At 52.6% G+C, this 18,532-nt stretch carries 15 protein-coding genes and 2 tRNA genes; 9 read left to right on the top strand and 8 right to left on the bottom strand.

The window, feature by feature from the left end; all coding sequences use genetic code 11:
- The first annotated feature begins 88 nt into the window (after positions 1 to 88).
- The 5 genes from Q4491_RS09055 (at position 89) to Q4491_RS09075 (ending at position 6,363) form a co-directional block, all read left to right on the top strand.
- Positions 89 to 1,303 (top strand): ABC transporter substrate-binding protein, encoded by a 1,215-nt coding sequence (locus Q4491_RS09055; RefSeq protein WP_237795728.1) that lies wholly within the window; start codon positions 89 to 91, stop codon positions 1,301 to 1,303.
- A gap of 51 nt (positions 1,304 to 1,354) precedes the next feature.
- Positions 1,355 to 2,344: a carbohydrate ABC transporter permease gene (locus Q4491_RS09060; RefSeq protein ID WP_218387110.1), complete on the top strand. Its 990-nt coding sequence runs from the start codon at positions 1,355 to 1,357 to the stop codon at positions 2,342 to 2,344.
- A gap of 8 nt (positions 2,345 to 2,352) precedes the next feature.
- Positions 2,353 to 3,195, top strand: a complete 843-nt coding sequence (locus Q4491_RS09065; RefSeq protein ID WP_218387106.1) for a carbohydrate ABC transporter permease — start codon at positions 2,353 to 2,355, stop codon at positions 3,193 to 3,195.
- A 2-nt stretch (positions 3,196 to 3,197) separates the two neighbouring features.
- A complete protein-coding gene (locus Q4491_RS09070) occupies positions 3,198 to 4,316 on the top strand; it encodes an ABC transporter ATP-binding protein (RefSeq protein ID WP_303456744.1) in 1,119 nt (372 codons plus the stop codon).
- A gap of 400 nt (positions 4,317 to 4,716) precedes the next feature.
- Positions 4,717 to 6,363 (top strand): methyl-accepting chemotaxis protein, encoded by a 1,647-nt coding sequence (locus tag Q4491_RS09075; protein ID WP_218387103.1) that lies wholly within the window; start codon positions 4,717 to 4,719, stop codon positions 6,361 to 6,363.
- Between the two features lie 315 nt (positions 6,364 to 6,678).
- Here Q4491_RS09075 and Q4491_RS09080 read toward each other — a convergent pair.
- Positions 6,679 to 6,755: transfer RNA gene (locus Q4491_RS09080), tRNA-Asp, on the bottom strand.
- Positions 6,756 to 6,797: 42 nt separating this feature from the next.
- A tRNA-Ser gene (locus Q4491_RS09085) sits at positions 6,798 to 6,888 on the bottom strand.
- Between the two features lie 314 nt (positions 6,889 to 7,202).
- Between Q4491_RS09085 and Q4491_RS09090 the strand changes: the two genes are divergently transcribed.
- Positions 7,203 to 7,925: a YebC/PmpR family DNA-binding transcriptional regulator gene (locus Q4491_RS09090; RefSeq protein WP_192017176.1), complete on the top strand. Its 723-nt coding sequence runs from the start codon at positions 7,203 to 7,205 to the stop codon at positions 7,923 to 7,925.
- Positions 7,926 to 8,065: 140 nt separating this feature from the next.
- On the opposite strand, the gene fhuB is transcribed toward Q4491_RS09090, so the two are convergent.
- The 6 genes from fhuB to Q4491_RS09120 all read right to left on the bottom strand — a co-directional run bounded on the left by fhuB (position 8,066) and on the right by Q4491_RS09120 (position 14,651).
- Positions 8,066 to 10,036 carry a Fe(3+)-hydroxamate ABC transporter permease FhuB gene (gene fhuB / locus Q4491_RS09095; protein ID WP_303456751.1) on the bottom strand — a complete coding sequence of 657 codons (1,971 nt, stop codon included), beginning with the start codon at positions 10,034 to 10,036 and terminating at the stop codon, positions 8,066 to 8,068.
- Between the two features lie 9 nt (positions 10,037 to 10,045).
- Complete coding sequence (locus tag Q4491_RS09100) at positions 10,046 to 10,978, bottom strand: iron-siderophore ABC transporter substrate-binding protein (RefSeq protein WP_303456753.1); 933 nt, start codon at positions 10,976 to 10,978, stop codon at positions 10,046 to 10,048.
- Positions 10,979 to 11,053: 75 nt separating this feature from the next.
- Positions 11,054 to 11,839 carry an ABC transporter ATP-binding protein gene (locus Q4491_RS09105; RefSeq protein ID WP_303456756.1) on the bottom strand — a complete coding sequence of 262 codons (786 nt, stop codon included), beginning with the start codon at positions 11,837 to 11,839 and terminating at the stop codon, positions 11,054 to 11,056.
- A 63-nt stretch (positions 11,840 to 11,902) separates the two neighbouring features.
- Entirely contained in the window at positions 11,903 to 12,676 is a 774-nt protein-coding gene (locus Q4491_RS09110) for a siderophore ferric iron reductase (RefSeq protein ID WP_218387098.1), read from the bottom strand.
- A gap of 309 nt (positions 12,677 to 12,985) precedes the next feature.
- Positions 12,986 to 13,678, bottom strand: coding sequence for a hypothetical protein (locus Q4491_RS09115; protein ID WP_303456761.1), 693 nt, complete (start codon positions 13,676 to 13,678; stop codon positions 12,986 to 12,988).
- Positions 13,679 to 13,733: 55 nt separating this feature from the next.
- A complete protein-coding gene (locus Q4491_RS09120; RefSeq protein ID WP_303456764.1) occupies positions 13,734 to 14,651 on the bottom strand; it encodes a DUF808 domain-containing protein in 918 nt (305 codons plus the stop codon).
- A 338-nt stretch (positions 14,652 to 14,989) separates the two neighbouring features.
- Here Q4491_RS09120 and Q4491_RS09125 point away from each other — a divergent pair, with 338 nt between their 5' ends.
- Genes Q4491_RS09125 through Q4491_RS09135 form a run of 3 tightly spaced genes read left to right on the top strand, consistent with a single transcriptional unit; the run spans position 14,990 to position 18,500 of the window.
- Positions 14,990 to 16,108, top strand: a complete 1,119-nt coding sequence (locus Q4491_RS09125) for a cytochrome c oxidase subunit II (protein ID WP_192017183.1) — start codon at positions 14,990 to 14,992, stop codon at positions 16,106 to 16,108.
- Between the two features lie 20 nt (positions 16,109 to 16,128).
- Positions 16,129 to 17,889: a cytochrome c oxidase subunit I gene (ctaD, locus tag Q4491_RS09130; protein WP_303456767.1), complete on the top strand. Its 1,761-nt coding sequence runs from the start codon at positions 16,129 to 16,131 to the stop codon at positions 17,887 to 17,889.
- A complete protein-coding gene (locus tag Q4491_RS09135; RefSeq protein ID WP_192017185.1) occupies positions 17,886 to 18,500 on the top strand; it encodes a cytochrome c oxidase subunit 3 in 615 nt (204 codons plus the stop codon). Before ctaD ends, Q4491_RS09135 begins: the two co-directional genes overlap by 4 nt.
- The last annotated feature ends 32 nt before the right edge of the window (positions 18,501 to 18,532 follow it).

Here is an 18,532-nt window from a genome sequence, read left to right on the forward strand (position 1 = left end):
TTGTGATTTTGATCCTTGCATCCGCGGCTAATTTCTCTACATTTTTACTTAGTTTCCAACCGAAACTAAATATCATAAGGAAGGCGATATGAAACGTAAGTCAGGAATTACCGCAATCTCTGCCCTGCTGGGCTTGTTGGTGGCCACCCCCATGTCTGCATTCGCGGAAGAAACCCTCACCCTCTGGACCTGGCGCAAACAGGAGCGCCCGCTATGGGAGGCGGTCTCGAAAGCCATGGATGACGTCAACATCAAGGTGGAAGTTTTCAAGGGTGTCGATTACAACTCCCGTTTACGTCTGGGCTTGCAGAGTGACAACGGGCCTGACCTGTTTCAGGGGCGTCCCGGCGCTTCATTTATTGATCAGTACGCCAATGCCGGCGTGATAGCACCGCTGCCCGCCACGGTCGATATCAGCGGTATTTCGCCAGCCACTCTGGTTGCAGCTACCGGTTCCGACGGTAAGATCTATGGCGTGCCCTTTGCGGTGCAGACCGTTCAGATCATTTATAACAAGGCCATTTTCAACAGGCTGAACCTCGACGAGCCCAAAACAGCTGAGCAGTTCGTGGCTGTGATGAAAACCCTGAAAGAGAACCGGGTGATCCCGCTGGAAGTACCGGGCCGCGCTGGCTGGGCACTGGCGATGATGAGCGCCGGACTGGAAGCCGGTCTGTCCGGTGAAGGCATGAAACAGGTCGCCAGCCGTCAGTCTCCCTTTACCGCTGAGGGTTATCAGCAGGTAGCCGACACGTTCGCCAGCTGGCAGCCGTACATTAATCCATCAGCAGCGGCACAGGACTATAACGGAATGCGGGCGAATATCGCGCTGGGTGATTCTGCCATGATCATTGATGGTTTGTGGTCCACCTCGCCACTCTCGACTATCGCGCAAACCGATCCCAGTGTAGAGCTAGGTCTGATGCCGATTCCGGGGCACGGCGGCAAAGTCTATGCCTTTGCAGACGGTGCTTATCTGGTCAATGCCAAAGGAAGTAAACGCGAAGCTGCCGATAAATTGCTGGCCTTCACCGCCACCAAAGCATTCGCCCAGTTATTTGCAGATCATGTTGGCGAGCTGTCGACTTACGCCGAAGGCATTACCTACCAGGGGAAATATCAGGCCGAAGCGGCCAGCTTTGTTTCACAGCACGCGCAACCCTACCTGACCTGGAAGGGGCCTTTTAACGTGCAGTATGAGGAAATCGTCGGCCCGGCTTACCAGAAATTTCTGGCAGGTAAAGTCGATGCCAAGGGTCTGACGCAGGAAATCGAAAACGGTTTTAAAGCGAAGAACCTGTAACCTTTTTCTGTTGGCCTGCTCCGGCAGGCCATTTCCCCAAACGGAGTCGTTATGCCACACGCCCCTAGCCCTGATGACTATTCAGACGATCTGCCCGCTGAGCTGCTGCGCGGCGATGTTAAGAAAGCGCAAGGTTTGAGTTTCCGGCAAAAAGAGAAACTCCAGTACGCCCTGCTGCTGATCCCCGGCTGTCTGTTATACGGGATATTCAACCTGTTACCTTTAATCGGCACACTGGTGCTGTCCTTCTTCGACTGGCCGGGAATCGGGCCGGCAACTTTTGTCGGCTTCGACAACTTCACCAAGTTGCTCGCCGATGAGTACATGAGCAACCAGCTCTGGAATGCGTTTCAGCAGACATTTGTATTTTTTGCCATTTGTATCAGTCTTTTTCTGGGATTAGGCACCACCTTCGCGCTGTTGCTGAGCTGGAACACCGCCGGTAAATCAGCATATAAACTGCTGTTTTTCATGCCTTATCCGCTGGCGGCCGTGGCCGTTGCTTTTCTTGGTCAGTTAATCGTTGACGTGCGCGGCCCGTTAAATCAGCTGATGATGCACTGGGATCTGATCAGCTCGCCGCTGATGTTTCTGGGAGAAGCCGATACCGCGCTGCCAACCATTGCCCTGTTTCAGTCCTGGCAGAAGCTTGGCTTCTCCATCATGCTGATTCTGTCGGCCATTCTGGGCGTACGGGCTGATTTGCTGGAAGCGGCAGTACTGGACGGCGCCAACCGCTGGCAATGTATCCGTCATGTGGTTTTTCCCGTGCTGGCACCCGCCTTCGTGCTGATTACCATTTTGACCATGGTCGATGTCTTCAATAATGCCGAGTACGTGCTGATTCTGATGGGCCCGGATGCCGGTCCTTATTATTCCACCGATATTTTAGGCACCTTTCAGTACCGTACCGCATTTGGCACCAGCGGCGGCTCCGGCACTGCCGACCTTGGCATGGCTGCCGCTATCGGTATGGTGATATCAGTGCTGATTTTACCGGCCACCATTTATCTCGCGCTTCGCAATATGCGTAACCGATAGGACAGCTTATGGAAAGGATTTTCAAACTTCGCCCAATGGAGCAGGTACTGGTGCAGTTTCTGTTACTGGCCTGGGCTCTGGTGGTCGCTATCCCCTTTGGCCTGGCGTTTATCAACTCCATGAAAGGCAGCCTGGGCCAGGTGATTCGTGCGCCCTTTTCTCTGCCGGACAGCTGGCAGTTTGATAACTATGCCGCGGCCTGGGAAATGGCCAATTTCAGTGGTTACTTTATGAATTCGCTGATTATCAGCGTTGGCACCGTCGCGGTTGCTGTTTTGTTCAGTACCATGGCGGCCTTTGTGCTGGCCCGGGTTGAGTTTCGGGGCAACCGCACCATTTTCATTCTTTTTATGATCGGGGTGATCGTGCCGCTGCGTCTGGCAATGGCGCCGCTTTTTGTGGTAGTGCAAAGCCTGGATCTGCTCAACTCACTGCTGGGAATTATTCTGGTGCAGGCGGCCAGTATGATGCCTGTGGCGGTGTTTATTCTCAGTACCTTCTTTAAACACCTTTCACCGGAAATTGAGCAGGCGGCGCGGGTCGATGGCGCTTTGCCCTTTCAGATTTACTGGAAGATAGTGCTTCCTCTGGTCAAGCCTGCCATCGCCACGGTTGCCCTGTTGTCTTTTGTCAGTGCCTGGAACGAGTACCTCTTCCCGCTGCTGTTTTTGCAAGATCGCAGTTTATATCCGCTAACGCTGGGACTGCAGGAGTTTCAGAACGAATTTGCCATCCAGTGGCACATGATGTTTGCCGGACTGATCATCATGATGGCACCCACACTGATCGCATTCTTACTCGCATCAAAAGCCTTTATTCAAGGTCTGACTCAAGGTGGAATTAAGGAATAGTCATGGCTCACATTCAACTGAGAAACATCAAAAAACACTACGGCCAGACCGAAGTACTGAAAGGTATCGATCTGGAAATCAATGACAGAGAATTTGTCACCTTTGTCGGCCCGTCCGGTTGCGGGAAATCCACGTTGCTGCGAATGATTTCAGGCCTTGAGGAGCCCTCTTCCGGCACTATTTTTATTGATGGAGAAGACGTCACCCGAGAAGCACCGGCCGACAGAGGCATCGCCATGGTGTTTCAGTCTTATGCCCTGTACCCGCAGATGACAGTATGGGAAAACATGGCGTTTGCGCTCAATATTGATAAGCAACCCAAAGACAAAGTAAAAGAAAAAGTCGAGCTGGCCGGTAAGATGCTTAAACTCGATCACCTGTTCGACAGACTGCCCAAGGCGCTGTCGGGCGGGCAGCGACAGCGTGTGGCAATCGGCCGGGCCATAGTCCGCAACCCTAAGCTTTTCCTGTTTGATGAGCCGCTGTCCAATCTGGATGCCGAGTTGCGGGTCGACATGCGAATCCAGATTGCCGAGCTGCATCGCTCACTGTCTGCCAGCATGGTGTATGTGACCCATGATCAGGTGGAAGCCATGACGCTGGCCGACAAAATTGTGGTGCTGCGTGATGGCCGTATTGAACAGGTGGGCGCGCCGCTGGATCTCTACTACCATCCGGCAAACCAGTTTGTGGCAGGCTTTATCGGCTCGCCCAAAATGAACTTCATTCCGGTTACAGTTATCAGCGTTGATGCTTGCAGCACCACTGTATCTTTAGCCGATCAGCACCAGATCACTATCAACAGGGACGGCAGCACAGTGAGACCGGGCGATCACATCACACTGGGTATACGCCCTGAGCACTTGCTGGTTGCAACACCGGATTCGATGGATGATGGCAGCACAGTGTTAAATATGCAGATCAATGTGGCGGAATACCTTGGTGCGCTGTCGTATATTCACTGCTATTCCGGCGACATAGACAAACTGAGCCTGATGATGGATGGTGAAAAAGCATTGCAACATGACCTGAAGAACGGCGCCAGTATGGCCGTTTCCCTGCGCGCTGAGTATTGCCATTTATTTGATCAGAATACGCAGTCATTACCACCCGCATGCTGAACCTGAACACCCGGCCCCCTGCAGTCAGGGGGCAGAACAAAGCCCGTCTTTGTGCAACATTCCGTCATACCTGACTGGTCGCTGCTGTTTGAAAAAGGCACCGATACCCGCTTTCGAACGATGGTGCATAGCCAAAGGTGTTACTTCCAGCCCAACTTCATTTATTTACTCAGATAATTAACCAAAATGACATTGATGAAATGAATAAATAAACGAATGATGTGCGATGACATAATAGCCGTGTCTGTATTCAAATCAGATTCAAATCAGTCAGGACAATAAAGACACAATAAGTCGCTCACATCGGGTTACAAAGGCAGGCTAACACCGGCAAACTCCCCCACGTCTCAGTGTTATTCCGCCCCTTTTCATTCAATGGATATGTTAATAAGAGATAACAATGCTAATAAATACACTGACCTTAAGAACAAAGCTGATACTCGCGGTATTGCTTCCGTGCATCATGTTATTACTTGTCGGCATAATCAGTTATTCGACCATGTCTCAAATAGGGCTAAAGTCAGAACGGCTTTACATGAATACCGCCACGCCAATGCGCGCTATGGCTGAAGTCGCTTCACGCATTCCGAGAATGCGCGTGGGGATCGACATGATGTTATTTCAGGAAATTGATGGCCTGAAAGACGCCAAAGGCGTACAGACCAGGATCAATGAAACACGCACCGAAGACATTCCGGAAATGCGTGCTGCAATTGAGCAATCGGTAGCTGCGCAGATTAACCCTGAATTACGCCGGGAAGCGCAGAAATTACAACAACGCTTTGAAGCCACGATCGCCTCAGATCTCAACCCCATGCTGGCTGCGCTGGAAAAAGGTAATCTGTCCGATGCCTACCGCTATTACACCCAGTACGCCGTCGATTATGGCGTCATGCGTCAAGACACCAATACGCTGCTGGATACCCTGTTAACTCAGGCCGAAACCTTCAACAATGAAGCTCAGAGCAGTTTCAATGACGGGCAACGCAATCTGGTGATGATTATCATTGTTGCGCTGATCGTCTCTTTCCTGGTGTCTTTCATCATTATTCAGAACCTGCGCTCAAGGGTAGCGATTCTTCAGCAAACCATTAAAACGGCTGAACAGGACATGGCGCTCAGCACCAGAATTGAACTGGACGGTAACGATGAGCTGAACGCGATCAGCCAGACGCTGAATAATTTCTTCACCAAGATTCACCGTTCTGTGGAAGAAGTGGCGCAAAGCTCAAGAAACTTAGCCAAAACAGCCCAGGCCGTCGCGACGACAGCCCAGACGACACAAAGCAACTGCTTAACGCAGCGAGACAGAACCATACAGGTGGCGACGGCCATTAATGAGCTGGGAGCGACAGTTAATGAAATCGCCAATAACGCAGCCCAAGCGGCGCATATCGCAAAAGAAGCCACCACACAGGCTCAGGATGGCAGCCAGGTGGTTGAGCAATCCAGAGAGAAAATGAGCGAGCTGAGCAATGACTTGGGTGACATTACCGGTGTGATTGAAGCGCTCGCGCACCAGGTCACCGATATCAGTGCCATTCTGGATACTATCCGCAGCATTTCAGAGCAGACTAATTTGCTGGCGCTGAATGCCGCCATTGAAGCTGCCCGTGCCGGTGAACAGGGTCGCGGCTTTGCGGTCGTTGCCGATGAAGTCAGAACCCTGGCTTCACGCTCTGCAGGTTCGACCGAAGAGATACAGGAAGTGATCAACAGACTGCAGAATGAATCGACCAGAGCCGTCAACGCAATCTCTCAGGGACGCCAGCAAGGTTCTGATGTCGCAGAACAAGCGAACCAGGCGACCGGGTCACTCGCCCAGATCGCCACCTATATCGATCAAATCAGCGAGCAAAACATTCAGGTGGCCACCGCCACGGAAGAGCAATCCTCCGTGGTACATGAAATCAACCGCAATATTGAAGACATCAACCATTTAACCTCAGAGACCGCCGACATCGCCAACGAACTCACTGCATCCAGCGGCGAGCTTCAGGCCTTGTCGAAGCAACTTGATCAATTGGTTGGCCGCTTCAAGCTGTAAATCATTTCGCGAGATCGTTTCGCCACCACCTCCTCCACATCCAACAAGCCTCTTCGACACAGAAGAGGCTTGCCCACAGCACAAATCACCATCCCGGTTTTCAACTATCCGACCGCAGGGCGGATTATCAATCTGAAACATAAACAAAAAAGCCCCAGCATTGCCGCTGAGGCTTGGTGTGCTGGCGGACGGCTGAGGTCGCACACGACCGGGAATCGATGGTCCGGCATTCCGGCCCGCGACCCAAAGTGCGCAGCACTTTCGGGGGCGCTTAAATACAAAAAACCCCAGCCTTTCGGCTAGGGTTTCGTGTAGTGGCGGAGCGGACGGGACTCGAACCCGCGACCCCCGGCGTGACAGGCCGGTATTCTAACCAACTGAACTACCGCTCCAATTCTTTTAAAACCGCTGTTAAACAGCAACTTTATGGAATGTGGCGGAGAGATAGGGATTTGAACCCTAGATACGCTATTAACGTATGCCGGTTTTCAAGACCGGTGCTTTCAACCACTCAGCCATCTCTCCGTAAGTGCGGTGAATCATACCAGCTCAATTCACACTGTAAAGTACCAAGATATTCAAATGTCTATTTTTTGAGCCATAAACCGTGTTTTTCATGTATCTGGACTATTTTTAATCACCAAAACGGTTATTTTTATAGTCTCTTCGCCTTAAAAGGTCGGAAACCAAGCTAAAATAGCCGGTGTTCACAGGTCAGATTATGGCAAATTGTCGTTTCGGCTGGTAAATGCGAAACTAGGCACTAGCCTAAATACAGACCGTGCTGATAAAATCAGCCCCTACATATCGAAAGTATCAATTACAGAGAGTGATTCCCCATGGGACGCAGTTTCGAAGTTCGTAAAGCCTCAATGGCTAAAACACAAGGCGCTAAAATCAAGGTCTATTCCAAGTACGGTAAAGAGATCTACATGAGCGCCAAAAACGGCGGTACAGATCCGGACAGCAACCTGTCTCTGCGCCGTCTGATGGAAAAAGCAAAGAAAGATCAGGTGCCTAGTCACGTGATCGAAAAAGCTATTGATAAAGCAAGCGGTGGCGGCGGTGAAGATTTTTCAACGGCACGCTACGAAGGTTTCGGACCTGGCGGCTGCTCTGTAATCGTTGACTGTCTGACCGACAACAACAACCGTACCTACATGGATGTTCGCCAGTGTTTTGTGAAGAACAACGCGAAAATCGGTGCGCCAGGTGCTGTTGCCCACATGTTCGATCATCAGGCGGTATTCCAGTTCAAAGGCGATGACGAAGAAGCCGTAATGGAAGCCCTGATCATGGGTGATGCAGATGTGACCGACATCGAAGCGGAAGACGGCATGATCACTGTTTTCGCACCGCACACTGAATTCTTCAAAGTGAAAAATGCCCTGTCTGACGCCATGCCTGATCTGGTGATGGAAGTGGAAGAAATCACTTTTGTTCCTCAGGCAATGCATCCGGTCACCGGCGACGATGTAGCCACGTTTGACAAATTCCTCGACATGCTGAACGACTGCGACGATGTGCAGAACGTTTACCACAACGCGGAAATAGAAGGTTAATCCCTTAATCCGCCTTCTGTGAAGGCGGCTTTAAACAATCACCACCGCCATAGGCGGTGGTTTAAGGGTAACAACAAAAAGCCGGGTTGCATTGCTGCTAACCCGGCTTTTTTTATCTGCTCAATCGAGGCGCTGTATTGCTAACGGCTTCTGCCGCGAATCAGCAGAAACAGAAAATAACTTCCGCCTATCACAGACACCAGAGTGCCGGCCGCGATTTGAGCCGGGAACAACACAGTCTGCCCTACCCAGTCAGCAATTAACATCACAGATGCACCAACCAGTGACGCCACTAAGAGCTGCTCTTTGGCCTGCTTGGCACCCAGCATCACGGCCATATGTGGTGCCAGCAAACCGACAAAAGCGACCGGCCCCATAGTGGCTGTCACCAGAGCACACAATAAAGCCACAGTCCCCAGTAACAAAGCGCTGCTGACAGGGACATTCAAACCACGAGCAGCCGCAAACTGTCTGCCGGCAGAAATCAGAGTCAGCCAGCGCGAGGTGGAAAGTGTGAACACGAACAAGGCGGCCACCCCAACGAACAGAAATACCGCTTTGCCTTCCGTCACCCGATAGGTTGAGCCTGCCAGCCAGGTCAGTATGCTGTAGCTGTCCTGCGTGCCTTTCGCCAGAGCAAATTGCACTAAGGCGTCGATCAGGGCAGTCAGGGCAATACCGATCAGAATCAGGCTGGAAGGGGCAAACTGATGACGGCGTCCCAGCACCAGTAACACGACCAGCACTAGCATACTGCCAGCAAATGCCAGCACAGAGCCCACCGCAAAAATGTTCATGCCCAGGAAAACACTGGCCCCCACCAAAGCAAAGGTTGCGCCGGCAGAGATCCCCAGAATATCCGGACTGGCAAGCGGGTTGTAGATCAACCGCTGCAGCACAGTGCCCGCAATGGCTAGCCCGACTCCGGCGCTGAGAGCGGTCAGCATCCTCGGCCAGCGGAGTTCCCACTGATAAGCCGTTGGCAGCGCGACATGCCAGCTGTGGCCGTCAGTCACAAACACAGCCGTCAGACACAGTATACCAGCGACAATCAGCATCAAGGCAGGCAGGCTCAAAGCAGAAAGACGATCCCGGCTCGGAGGCAGCTTTATCGACACCTGATCCTGCGCTTTCATCTTACGGCGACTGAACCACAACAGGGCCGGCGCACCGATGGCTGCTGCCGTGGTGCCACTCGGAATAGCGTCAACTGTCAGCTGGCTGAGCAGCTGGGCGGCGGCATCTGTCACCACTAAGAGCAGCGCCCCGAGCAAAGCACTCATGGTGAGCTCAAACCTCGGGGTTCTGGCACCCAGTGCCCGCGCAATATTTGGCGTCAGCAGTCCGATAAAGCTGATCACACCGACCACTGTTATAGACGCGGCCACCAGCCACAAGCCGACAGCCATCAGCACGATAAAAGCAGGAACGACATTCAGACCGCGTGCTGCAGCACCCTGATGACCCAAACGCATCAGGGTCAGAATGCGCGGCGCAAACACCAGCAGCAGGAGTGACACTGACAAGCGGGGCAACAACCACTGCACAGATTCCCAGCCGTTCTGAGTCAGATCGCCGGCGCCCCAGATAAAGACGTTCTTAGCATATTCCGCGTTCAGCAAAATGATAGCGCTTGCCACTGAGCCAAGCAGAATATTCACCACCATGCCCGACAGCACTAGGGGCAACCCCGTCATATTTTTCGGCCCGGCAATGAAAATCACCAGAAACAGAGACAGCATGGCACCCGCCATAGCGGCCAGGGCACTGTGATCACCCACCAGCTCAGGAAACCAGACGTTGACTATGATCAGCGCCAGCCAGGCGCCGGAAGAGGTGCCCAGTGTCAGCGGTGAGGTCAGCGCGTTTTGTGTCAGTTGTTGCATCAGGCTGCCAACCAGCCCCAGCATAGCGCCCACCATCAACGCCATCACCAGGCGTGGCAGCTGGGCATAGCTAAACATGATGTCGGCAAATTCTTCCGCCTGGGTGCCGGTGACTATGGCAAGCTGACGGGAAAGAGAAAGATCAGAGCCAATCTGAAGACTGGCAACAACGGCTGACAACAAGGCCAGCAGCAGTATGGGAAAGAAAGACAAAGAGCGGGTCATGAATCAGTCCTACCCGCCCTTCACAGCGGTCACCACATCCTGATTGGGCGCAATTTCAAACAGGCTGTCGGCCATGGCTTCGGCGATATAGCGAATCGACATCGCCCCGCCATAGTTCCAGACAGAGGCGACGCTGCTTACGTGCTTAGCCCGGACAAAAGGCATGGCATTCCAGATAACCGAACGCTGCAACTGCTTCTCTTCATTGAAAGGCCGGAAGTAGAGCACATAGCTGCTACCCGCTTTTTGCAGGTCGGTCAGCCGCTTCTGCACAATGCCCCACTCGGTGGCAGGTAAAGGCATGGCCGGTGTCAGACCCAACTGCTCAAGCGCATAATTAGTGGTGGAGTTCTGGCCATAGATATACACAGAGGTCTGATTGGCAAATCGCATCGCGACCACACTGGGTGACTCACCATTAAACGCCTGATTAAGCTGATTTTTCAGTTCAGTAAAACGTTCAGACATGGCCGTGAGTTTCTGCTCAGCCAGCGCTTCCTGATCAAAGACAGTAGCCAGTTGGCGGAAGTTCGCAATGGCAGCTTCTGCACTGCTGAGCGACTGGCTGTAGGTTTCGTAGTACAACACAGGTGCCAGAGCTTCAAGGCGGGGGAGCAAATCTTTTTGCGGTGAGGCAGCCAGGATCAGATCCGGTTTCAGTTCCGCAATTTTCTCCAGATTCGGTTCGGTGCGGGTGCCGATATCCGCCACACCGGCGGGTACAGCAGGCTGAACAACCCATTCCTGATAGCCACTGATATTTGGCATACCAACAGGAGTGACATCCAGTTCCAGTACTTGTTCAGCCAGATCCCAGTTGAGAACAACCACACGCTGGGGCTGCTCGGCCAGTGTGTGCTCACCTCGGCTGTCGGTGACAGTTATCTCTGCAAACACCTGACCGGAGAACAGCAAGGCTGCCACGGCAGTCCATTTGCTCATCCGCGCCACTGGGCCCATATTTTTCAACCATTTATTCAACATAAAACGACAACTTCTCTGTTTTTCGTGCCACTGTTATTCACACACCACAGCAACTTTCTGGCCAGTCAGGTGATCTGAATTGACAGGGTGATCAATGAGTTTAATGTCCGTCTCATACAATGCAGACAGTCTTGGTTCATCCAGTAACACGTCTTTCGGGCCGGTGAAGGCAATGCGCCCTTGCTTCAGGGCCACCACGTGCGTGGCAAAACGCAAAGCCAGATTCAGATCGTGCAAGATGACGATTACGCCACAGCCCGTGTCTCGGTTCAGCTCTGCCAGCAAAGACATCAGTTGATACTGATGATGAATATCCAGTGCAGAGGTCGGCTCATCGAGGATCAGGACAGGTGACTGCTGGGCCAGCAGCATAGACACCCAGGCGCGCTGGCGTTCCCCGCCAGAGAGCTGGTCGGCCAGATTGTCGGCAAAGCGTAAGGTGCCAGTCTTGCGCATGGCTGCTTCAATGATGGCGACATCATCTTTTTGCCAGCGACCGAATGTGCCGCGCCAGGGAAAGCGCCCCAGTGTCACCAATTCTCTGACCGTCAAGCCGGCAACGTCCGGCAGCTTTTGTGGCAGGAAAGCCACTTCACGTGCCAGCGCTTTGGCAGACAGCGCAGTCAGTGGCTGTTGGTTGAGCAGAATGTCGCCTTCATCGGGCGCCGTTTGTCCGGCAAGCAAGTTCACCAGTGTTGATTTACCTGAACCATTGTGGCCCAGCACCATGGTAAAAGCCCCGCTGTCAATAGTGAGCTGATCGATACGCAAAATATCGCGCCCACCACGGTGTACACGGATGTTGTTGAGTTCAAACATAGTTTTTCTTATGACTTACACTGCAAGATTGTGATCAACGCATCGCGTGCGGCACAACCAGGCCTAGAGTTTATTCTTCGGGCAGTTTTCGCAATAGCTGCCATCATCACGCCGGTAATGCATACAGCAACTGACTCGCAGTTGTTGCCACTGACCGTCGGCTTCGGAGCGGTACAGGGTCTCAATATGCTTGGCGGGCAAGCCAAGACTTTCCAGCCACCAAGCGGCATGCTGGGGTACATCGTCCGCCGGCATCTTCTCAGGTAATGCATTGTGGTAACGCAGCAGCACCGCCAGGACGGCATCCGCCAGTAACTGGCGGGTAAAACCAGGACGAATACGAGTATGGTGTTCCATCTGCTCTCGCAGATCGTCATACAGATCGACCAGCTCACGGCCCGCGCACTGAATCAGCTGCTGGGTATTGCCTTCGCACCATTGGCTATTCTGGCTGAAACTGTAGCCAGCCACCCACCCTGCATTGTTATATTGCTGAACGATACGGCTCAGTGGCGGCACCGACTGCACACTGTAAACACAGACAAAAGCCAGATAGAGCGGCTGCCAGGTCAGCATAGACCAACTACGTGTCGTCCAGTAAGGCTGCCCCGCTTCCGGATAGTTCTGCTGCCAGTACTGATACAGGCTGGCCAGCAACTGATCGTTGTTGCCATCACGCTTAATACAAAACAAGGTGTCAGGCGCGGAAACACCTTTCATTATGGGTATCAAACGCTCCGCATCATTGAACAACCGAATCAAATTTTCCGGCTGAACGGCACGCGCAATGGTGCCGGGAAAGCGGTCAGCTTCAGAGCTCTGTTTTGTATTCAACACTGTTGTCATCCATTCACCAAACTATCATGGACTCGCTTGCTGCACTTTGAGCAAACGCAAATTCTTACCAGGCCAATAATACTAGAATAAATAATAACTATTATCATTCAAGTTGAATTATCTTTTTGGGGCACATTCCTTTCTACCGTTTGGTGTAATCACACCAGCGTCGCTGCGACACTCTGGAAAGTAATGGGAAGAATAATAACAATTATTCTCAAAATGATCAGTCAAAAAATACCACAGTGACATTGCTGCGGTATCGGCGGGAGATAAAGATGAAAAAACCAGCCCTGCGGCTGGTTCCTGTCAGATTTGAGGGAGATCGCCCTGAAGGCTATAGAGCTGTTGCAGTGTGTCTATCGCTATCACTTCACCAGCGTCTGTCACCCGATCGCCTAACATCAGGGTAACGGTGGAAAGAGCAGTCTCTGCATCTTGGTCTGCATCAATTAATGCCGGGAAATCACTGGTTTTTATCTCGACAGATTTACCGTCCAGGCTGCCAAGTGCTGACACTAGCTGTGCATCCACGGTCAATACCTGTACCTGACGCAACGACTGATAACTGTGGAATGACAGCGTATCTGGCATCATGCCGTATTGTTCGAACCAGGCGGTTTTGGTCATCAGATATTCGTGATAAACCGCCCCGACCAATGGCTGCATATCACGGACAACAACACTTTCCTGAACAATGTCTTGCTGTGAGACAGGAACCGGTTTTCCTGCCGCATCTAACCCGTAGGTAGTGAGTATCTGGCCGATATCATCACGGCTGGGCAACCGGGCATAAGCGATAGCATCTCGCCGCCACAGTTGGGCTGATTGTTCGAATGCATCTGCCAGCACTGAGGCAGTGTTCTGGGATGATACCGCTCCCTGTACTGTTGCGGTTCCCGGCTCACTGCTGGCAGCTGTGATACCGGGGAAAAACAGAACCGCCAGCAAAGGCAGGCGGTTCAGCATCACAAAAGGTCTGCGTCTTGGCTTTTTCGTCATATTCATTCTTATACTTACATCTCAAGCTGACATCAGCATACCTTAAGTCAATGATTTATGCTGCCTGATTACCGCGCAAACGCTGCCAGGCCGAAATGACAGCCAGTACCAGCAGGCCCGCAACGATACCGACTATCAGGTTGGTCATCATGGGCACCAGCCATGATGCACCGGGCAGAGCATGCAACCGCTCAGTTAAAACCACCAGCCAGTGATGCGAATCGGGAATACTGTGAACCACGATACCGCCACCGACCAAAAACATGGCAATGGTGCCAACAACGGCCAGTAACTTCATCAGCTTAGGCGCCGCAGAAATCAACAGCTGACCAAAATGGTGCAACAGGCTCTTCTCCTGATGCTGCTTCACCAGATAAAAGCCAGCATCATCAAGTTTGACAATCCCTGCCACTAAGCCATAAACGCCCACTGTCATGGTCAGGGCAATCAGGCTGACTACCAGCAATTGCGTCATCAAAGACATGCCCTGAACGGTGCCTAATGCAATCACGATAATTTCGGCTGACAGAATAAAATCGGTTCTGATTGCTCCTTTTATCTTGTTCTGCTCGTATTCATCAATATCCATGCCATCGGGCAGTTGATCGTGATCTTTCAGCTCTTCTTCTGCATCATCATGAGTGAGTTTGTGAATGACTTTTTCTGCACCTTCAAAACACAAAAACAAACCGCCAGTCAGCAGCAATGGCACGATGAGCCAGGGAGCAACAGCACTGATTAACAGGGCCGCCGGCACCAGGATCAACTTATTTTTAAACGAACCTTTTGCCACCGCCCACACAACCGGGATTTCTCGTTCTGCTCTTACCCCGGCCACCTGCTGGGCATTCAGGGCCAGATCGTCCCCCAGCACCCCGGCGGTTTTCCGGGCCGCGACCTTACTCATTACGGCAACGTCATCGAGTACGGTTGCAATATCATCCAGCAAGGTTAACAAACTTGCACCAGCCACATCCCCTCCTCATTTTTGGGAAAGCTTATCTTATTGACTATCAGGCGATTGTGCCTGAATAACCTCTCTCATAGTAAGACATTTTTCGGTGAAACCCAGTTTTCTCATTTACGAACCGTCTGCAGAGAAAGCCCTCTGATCACTCGCACAGCATGGTGATGTCCACTAAGCTTTTAATCAATATGACTATCAAACACAGCCACTTTGTCATTTTTCTGGCTGGCAGCTGTGTATAAAGCCTTCACTGCGCGGGCAACAATACTGTTTGACTTTCAGGGTTCGGGTTACCGATTTTTGTTCCTCTCATGGATGCGACCAATTTCGGTAAAAGGTGATATATGGCAATAGCCATTGCCCTGATCATTATTGTCGTTGCTTCCATTGCCTTCCATATTTACAGCCCCTGGTGGCTGACGCCTGCTGCGTCAAATTGGGGGGAAATTGATAATGCGCTGCACCTGACTCTCATCATTACCGGAGCGTTTTTTATCGTTCTGAACCTGGTGCTTGCCTGGCTGGTCATTCGCTTCAGACATAAACCCGGCCGCCAGTCCCAGTTCCAGCCCGACAGCAAAAAACTGGAAGCCTGGCTGATCGGCATTACCTCTGTCGGCATTATCGCTTTACTGGCCCCGGGCTTAGTGGTGTACGGGCAATTTGTCAGCGTGCCTGATGAGGCACGGATCGTCGAAGTCGTCGGTGAGCAGTGGCGCTGGCGATTCCGTTTTCCCGGTGATGACGCTCAGCTGGGCAAAAGTGACACCCGGTTTGTGTCCAGTACCAACCCGTTAGGCATTGACCCGGATGATCCTGCCGGTGCAGATGATCGGATAATTCTGTTACCCGAGCTGCACTTGCCCCTTTACGCGCCCTACAAAGTGCTGCTGCGATCCAAAGACGTCCTCCATGATTTCAACGTGCCCCAGTTCCGGGCAAAAATGGATCTGGTTCCCGGCACCGTCACCCATTTCTGGGTCAGGCCCACTGAGCGCGGACAGTTTGACATTCTTTGTGCCGAACTCTGTGGTGTCGGGCATTTCAATATGCGCGGGCGTGTTGTGGTTGAAGACGAAGCAGAGTTTGGTCGCTGGCTGGCCGCACAGCCGACGTTTGCCCAAACCCAGCGCCCCGCAGACACGACCGCGAGTGGCGAGGCACTCTCACAAGCCGATCTGATTGCGATGGGCGAGACGTTATCGCAAGTCAACGGCTGTATCGCCTGCCACAGCAGCGACGGCAAGACCGGCATCGGACCGACCTGGCAAGGGCTGTACGGCAATACAAGAACCCTGTCGGATGATACACAGCTTCAGGCCGATGAAGCTTATCTGAAACGGGCCATATTGGATGCCAAAGCCGAACTGGTAAAAGGCTACCCTGCGGTCATGCCTGCGTATACTTTGAATGATCAGGAAATCGATGCCCTGATCGCTTATATCCAGTCTCTGGCGCAATAGTGCTCGCGACGGGAGGAGATATGACAGCACAGACTCACCAACACAGCTCCGGGTATTCGCAATCGTTCTGGAGCAAGTATATCTGGAGCCAGGATCATAAGGTCATTGCCATTCAGTATTCTCTGACCGCCATTTTTATGGGCCTGATTGCCTTGGTCATGTCCTGGATTATGCGCCTGCAGCTGGGCTTTCCCGGCACCTTCGATTTCATTGATGCCAATACCTATTATCAGGCGCTGACCATGCACGGCATGATTATGGTGGTCTACCTGCTGACGGCGCTGTTTCTGGGCGGATTCGGTAACTATCTGATTCCGTTAATGGTGGGTGCCAGAGACATGGTTTTCCCTTTTCTGAATATGCTCAGTTACTGGTTTTATCTGCTGGCTTCACTGATCTTACTGGCCAGTTTCTTTGTCACCGGCGGGCCAACCGGCGCCGGCTGGACCCTTTATCCGCCGCAGGCCATTTTGCCCGGCACACCCGGCACCGACTGGGGCATTGTGCTGATGCTGATATCGCTGGCGGTGTTTATCGTCGCCGCCACCATGGGCGGGCTGAATTATGTCACCACTGTGCTGCAGGCGCGGACCCGGGGCATGACGCTGCTGCGCATGCCTCTGACCGTCTGGGGTATTTTTACCGCCTCAGCCATGGCTTTGCTGGCCTTCCCCGCCCTGTTTGTCAGTGCGGTTATGATGCTGTTCGATAAACTGCTCGGCACCAGTTTCTTTATGCCTGCCGTGATATCCATGGGACAGCTTACCGAGCACGGCGGCGGCAGCCCTATCCTGTTCCAGCACCTGTTCTGGTTCTTTGGTCATCCTGAAGTCTACATAGTCGCCTTGCCTGCCTTTGGCATAGTGTCGGACTTAATCAGCATTCATGCCCGCAAAAACATCTTCGGCTACAAGATGATGGTATGGGCGATTCTGGCCATAGGGGTACTGAGCTTTGTCGTTTGGGCGCACCATATGTATGTCAGCGGTATGAACCCGTACTTCGGCTTTTTCTTTGCCATCACCACCCTGGTGATAGCTGTTCCGACCGCGATTAAAGTCTACAACTGGCTGTTTACGCTCTGGAAAGGTGACATTCATCTCACGCTGCCTATGCTGTTCGCTCTGGCCTTCATCAGCACCTTTGTCATCGGTGGCTTAACCGGTTTGTTTCTGGGCAATGTGGTGGTCGATATTCCCTTGTCGGACACCTATTTTGTGGTGGCCCATTTCCACATGGTGATGGGCGTATCACCGATCCTGGCGATTTTCGGCGGGCTCTATCACTGGTATCCCAAAGTCACCGGCAGAATGCTGAACAACACCATGGGCCATATCCATTTCTGGTTTACGTTTCTGGGGACTTACGCCATTTATTTTCCTATGCACTATCTCGGTGTTATGGGGATGCCAAGGCGCTATTTCGCCTGGGAAGACTACAGTTTTATTCCCGAATCGGCGCAGCACCTCAATGCCTTCATTACCATCGCGGCCCTGATTGTCGGAGCGGCGCAACTGCTGTTTATCTTCAACATGTACTGGAGCTGGCGTCATGAACAAGCTGTGGGCGGCAATCCCTGGCGTGCCACCTCACTGGAGTGGCAAACCCCTGATACGCCACCTAAACATGGCAACTGGGGCGATGAGCTCCCTGTGGTGTATCGCTGGGCCTATGATTTCAGCGTGCCCGGCGCCAAAGAAGATTATCTGCCGCAGAACCAGCCGCCCGACGATATCGCGACGGATATGCCCGACAGCGAGCCTGAGGAGTCCGAAACATGAGCCGTAAGCCTGCACTCTCGACACTGGCGTCGGGCAACCTGAGTCCGGCCCCGAATGCCCACTACCAGCCTGCCAGCACCTATGCGATTGCCTCGACCGGTTTGTGGGTACTCATGGGAGTTATTGGCGCCTTGTTTTTCTTGTTTACCGTGGCCTATTACATCCGCCACACGCTGAGTGACTGGCAAGCGCTCAATGAACCGTGGCAACTGATGCTGAGCACATCACTGCTGGTACTGGGCTGTGTGGCCATGCACCTTGCCGGCCGTAAAGCCCGTTTGCTGCCTGCCCTTGCCGCCTGCCAGACCGAGCTGATAATGGCGGTCTGTTTTACGCTCGGCTTTATTCTCGCACAGTTATGGGCCTGGCAGGCGCTGGTCAAGATCAACCAGGGCGTGCTGGCCAACCCGGCTAACAGCTTTTTTTATCTCCTGACCGGCCTGCATGCACTGCATATAATCGGTGGGGTTCTGGCCCTGGGTGTAGTGGTGTATCAGGTCTGGCGGGGGCAAAGGGACAACCTGCATTTATGGCTCCAGCTCTGCGCACGGTACTGGCATTTCCTGTTATTCATCTGGCTGTTTCTGCTGGGCTTACTGCGATTAACCTGATCCGCACAGCCGGCAGAACGAGAGGTCTTGAT

The organism is Photobacterium sp. 2_MG-2023, from assembly GCF_030547675.1.
In the GTDB taxonomy this organism is placed as follows: Bacteria; Pseudomonadota; Gammaproteobacteria; order Enterobacterales; family Vibrionaceae; genus Photobacterium; species Photobacterium arenosum.

Excerpts from the sequence above, each read along its gene's own strand:
- Q4491_RS09055 (WP_237795728.1), top strand. The coding sequence starts at position 89 with ATGAAACGTAAGTCAGGAATTACCGCAATCTCTGCCCTGCTGGGCTTG.
- Q4491_RS09060 (WP_218387110.1), top strand. The coding sequence starts at position 1,355 with ATGCCACACGCCCCTAGCCCTGATGACTATTCAGACGATCTGCCCGCT.
- Q4491_RS09065 (WP_218387106.1), top strand. The coding sequence starts at position 2,353 with ATGGAAAGGATTTTCAAACTTCGCCCAATGGAGCAGGTACTGGTGCAG.
- Q4491_RS09070 (WP_303456744.1), top strand. The coding sequence starts at position 3,198 with ATGGCTCACATTCAACTGAGAAACATCAAAAAACACTACGGCCAGACC.
- Q4491_RS09075 (WP_218387103.1), top strand. The coding sequence starts at position 4,717 with ATGCTAATAAATACACTGACCTTAAGAACAAAGCTGATACTCGCGGTA.
- Q4491_RS09090 (WP_192017176.1), top strand. The coding sequence starts at position 7,203 with ATGGGACGCAGTTTCGAAGTTCGTAAAGCCTCAATGGCTAAAACACAA.
- fhuB (WP_303456751.1), bottom strand. The coding sequence starts at position 10,036 with ATGACCCGCTCTTTGTCTTTCTTTCCCATACTGCTGCTGGCCTTGTTG.
- Q4491_RS09100 (WP_303456753.1), bottom strand. The coding sequence starts at position 10,978 with ATGAGCAAATGGACTGCCGTGGCAGCCTTGCTGTTCTCCGGTCAGGTG.
- Q4491_RS09105 (WP_303456756.1), bottom strand. The coding sequence starts at position 11,839 with ATGTTTGAACTCAACAACATCCGTGTACACCGTGGTGGGCGCGATATT.
- Q4491_RS09115 (WP_303456761.1), bottom strand. The coding sequence starts at position 13,678 with ATGACGAAAAAGCCAAGACGCAGACCTTTTGTGATGCTGAACCGCCTG.
- Q4491_RS09125 (WP_192017183.1), top strand. The coding sequence starts at position 14,990 with ATGGCAATAGCCATTGCCCTGATCATTATTGTCGTTGCTTCCATTGCC.
- ctaD (WP_303456767.1), top strand. The coding sequence starts at position 16,129 with ATGACAGCACAGACTCACCAACACAGCTCCGGGTATTCGCAATCGTTC.
- Q4491_RS09135 (WP_192017185.1), top strand. The coding sequence starts at position 17,886 with ATGAGCCGTAAGCCTGCACTCTCGACACTGGCGTCGGGCAACCTGAGT.